The organism is Roseisolibacter sp. H3M3-2, from assembly GCF_029211165.1.
GTDB lineage: Bacteria > Gemmatimonadota > Gemmatimonadetes > Gemmatimonadales > Gemmatimonadaceae > Roseisolibacter.
In genome coordinates, this window is record NZ_JARGEK010000520.1 from 1 (window position 1) to 2,580 (window position 2,580).

4 protein-coding genes are annotated in these 2,580 nt (G+C 78.6%); 2 read left to right on the forward strand and 2 right to left on the reverse strand.

Annotation, left to right across the window (positions count from 1 at the left end; genetic code table 11):
- Both PYV61_RS23905 and PYV61_RS23910 read right to left on the reverse strand, forming a co-directional pair.
- Window positions 1-499 (reverse strand): response regulator transcription factor (locus PYV61_RS23905; protein WP_275836385.1); only part of this gene is annotated, 499 nt, incomplete at its 3' end.
- Between the two features lie 6 nt (window positions 500-505).
- On the reverse strand, window positions 506-715 hold the full coding sequence (locus PYV61_RS23910) for a hypothetical protein (RefSeq protein ID WP_275836386.1): 210 nt from the start codon (window positions 713-715) through the stop codon (window positions 506-508).
- Window positions 716-864: 149 nt separating this feature from the next.
- Here PYV61_RS23910 and PYV61_RS26675 point away from each other — a divergent pair, with 149 nt between their 5' ends.
- On the forward strand, window positions 865-1,659 hold the full coding sequence (locus PYV61_RS26675; RefSeq protein WP_345785286.1) for a chemotaxis protein CheB: 795 nt from the start codon (window positions 865-867) through the stop codon (window positions 1,657-1,659).
- 13 nt (window positions 1,660-1,672) lie between these two features.
- Window positions 1,673-2,580, forward strand: a 908-nt coding sequence (locus PYV61_RS23915) for a protein-glutamate O-methyltransferase CheR (RefSeq protein WP_275836387.1), incomplete at its 3' end; no start/stop codon positions are given.

Consider the following 2,580-nt stretch of genomic DNA (forward strand, 5'->3'; position numbering starts at 1 on the left):
TCCCGCCGCCGGCGCGCGCGGCGTCGGCGCACCGCGCGCCGCGCGCGCCGTACTCCGCGAGCAGCGTCCCCGCCAGCGACGGGTCGACGTACGTGCCGCCGGCGGCCACCGTGCGGATCGCGCGCACCAGGTCCGCCGACGCGCTCCGCTTCGACACGTACCCCGTCGCGCCGGCGCGCAGCAGGCGCGTCACGTAGCCGCGCTCCTCGTGCATCGAGAGCGCGAGCACGCGCACCGTCGGGCAGTCGCGCGCGATGCGCTCGGCCGCGTCGACGCCGCCGACGCCGGGCATCGAGAGGTCGAGCAGCACGACGTCGGGGCGCAGCTCGCAGGCGCGCAGCCACGCCTCCTGCCCGTCGGCCGCCTCGCCGACGACGGTGAAGCCCGGCTGCACCTCGAACAGCGCGCGCAGCCCGTCGCGCACGATCGCGTGGTCGTCGGCGATGACGAGGCGGATGGCGGCGCCGGGCGCGGCCTGGGGCGGGGTCGGGCGATGCATGGGACCCTATCCTATCCGGCGCCAGGCCGGCCGCGCCACGCGCCGGCGCGCGTCCTCGGCGTCCTGCAGCAGGCGGCGGCGCGCCGCCAGCAGCGACCGGCGCTCCTCGGCGAGCCGCCGCCGCGCGACCACCAGCGCCCGCCGCGCCGCGAGAAGCTCCGCCGCCCGTCGGGCGAGCTCGGCGGACTGGACCGCGGGAGAGAGCCGGAACGGCATCGCGCGCTAGGGGAACGGCCCGATCGCATCGGGGACCTCCCGCACGATGCGGGGCGCGCGCCGCGGGCGCCAGCACCCGCACGCTCCCGCCGGCGCGCCTCGTGCGCCCTCCGACTCCGACCGCCACGCCCCCTTCCGCCCGCACCGCCATGACCGCCCGGGATCCGATCGTGATCGGCGCGTCCGCCGGCGGCGTCGAGGCGCTCGCGGCACTCGCCGCCGGGCTCCCGCCCGACCTCGCCGACGCCGTGTGCGTCGTCGTGCACCAGCGCCCCAGGCCCGAGTCGCGCCCCGCCCAGGTCCTGCGGCACGCCGGCCCGTTGCCGGCGGCGTCGGCGCGCGACGGCCCCCCGCGCGCGCGGAGGGCGATCGTCGTGGCCGTTCCCGACTGCCACCTGCTGGTCGAGGGCGGCACGGACGGCGAGGTGGGCGTGGTGCGACTCGCGCGCGGCCCGCGCGCGAACCGCGCGCGTCCCGCCGTCGACCCGCTCTTCCGCTCGGCGGCGCTGGCCTTCGGCCCGCGCGTGATCGGCGTGATCTGCTCGGGCGCGCTCCACGACCGGCCCCACCAGCAGCACGGGCGCCCCGGCGTCCCGGCGTCCCGTCGCGCTTCGCCTGCCCCGACTGCGGGGGCGTTCCGTGGGGCGCCGACGAGCCCGGCCCGGTGCGCCTGCGGTGCGAGACGGGCCACGCCTACTCCCCCGCGGCGCTCGCCCACCAGCGGGTCGAGGCGACCGAGGGCGCGCGGTGGGCCGCGCGGCGCGCCTTCGAGGACCGCATCGCGCCGGCGCGGCCGTGGGCTCCCCGACCACGCCCGGCGCTTCCTGTCCCAGGCGGCGGCCCGGCGGCACGCCACCGCGCGGCGCGCGCTGCTGCGCCTCGACGCGCGGCCCGAGGCGCGCCTTGACGCGCCCGAGGCGGCGGGCGGGGCGCCGGCGTGGTAACCTCCACCGCCGCATGGCCAACCGCGCCCCCGACCCCCCGCCCGAGGGCGACGACGTCGCCGCGCTCATCGCCTACCTGCGCCGCGCGCGCGGACTCGACCTCAGCGGCTACAAGCGCGCCGGGCTGCTGCGCCGGCTCGGCAAGCGCCTGCGCGCGACCGGCGTCGACGGCTTCGCCGCCTACGCCCGGTACCTGCAGACGCACCCCGCGGAGTACGCCCGCCTCCTCGACACCCTCCTGATCAACGTGACCGCGTTCTTCCGCGACGACCTGCCCTGGGAGTACCTGCGGGCCGAGGTGCTCCCGCGCGTCCTCGCGCAGAAGGAGGACGGCGCGCCGATCCGCGTGTGGTGCGCCGGCTGCGCGACCGGCGAGGAGGCCTACACGCTGGCCATGGTGCTCGCCGAGTCGCTCGGCGAGGACGCGTTCCGCGAGCGGGTGAAGATCTACGCCACCGACCTCGACGAGGCGGCGCTGCTGCAGGCGCGGCTCGGCGCGTACCCGCTCGACGCCGTGGCGGGGATCCCCGCCGAGCAGGTCGAGCGCTTCTTCGAGCAGCGCGGCGACCAGGTCGCGTTCCGGAAGGACCTGCGGCGGGTGATCATCTTCGGACGCAACGACCTGATGCAGGACGCGCCGATCTCGCGCATCGACCTGCTGGCGTGCCGCAACACGCTGATGTACTTCGACGCGCCCACGCAGTCGCGCATCCTGGCGCGCTTCCACTTCGCGCTGGTCGAGGGCGGCTACCTGCTGCTCGGCCGCGCCGAGACGATCCAGACGCACGGCACGCTGTTCGTGCCGGTGGACCTGCGCCGGCGCGTGTTCACCAAGGCGCCGGGGAGCGCGGCGCGCGTGCGCCCCACGGCGCCCCCGCGCGCGGCGCCGCCTCGCGCGGGGGCCGACGGGGCGGAGGGGCC

Bases quoted from the DNA above. Each gene is read 5' to 3' on its own strand.
- PYV61_RS23910 (WP_275836386.1), bottom strand. From the start codon at position 715: ATGCCGTTCCGGCTCTCTCCCGCGGTCCAGTCCGCCGAGCTCGCCCGA.
- PYV61_RS26675 (WP_345785286.1), top strand. From the start codon at position 865: ATGACCGCCCGGGATCCGATCGTGATCGGCGCGTCCGCCGGCGGCGTC.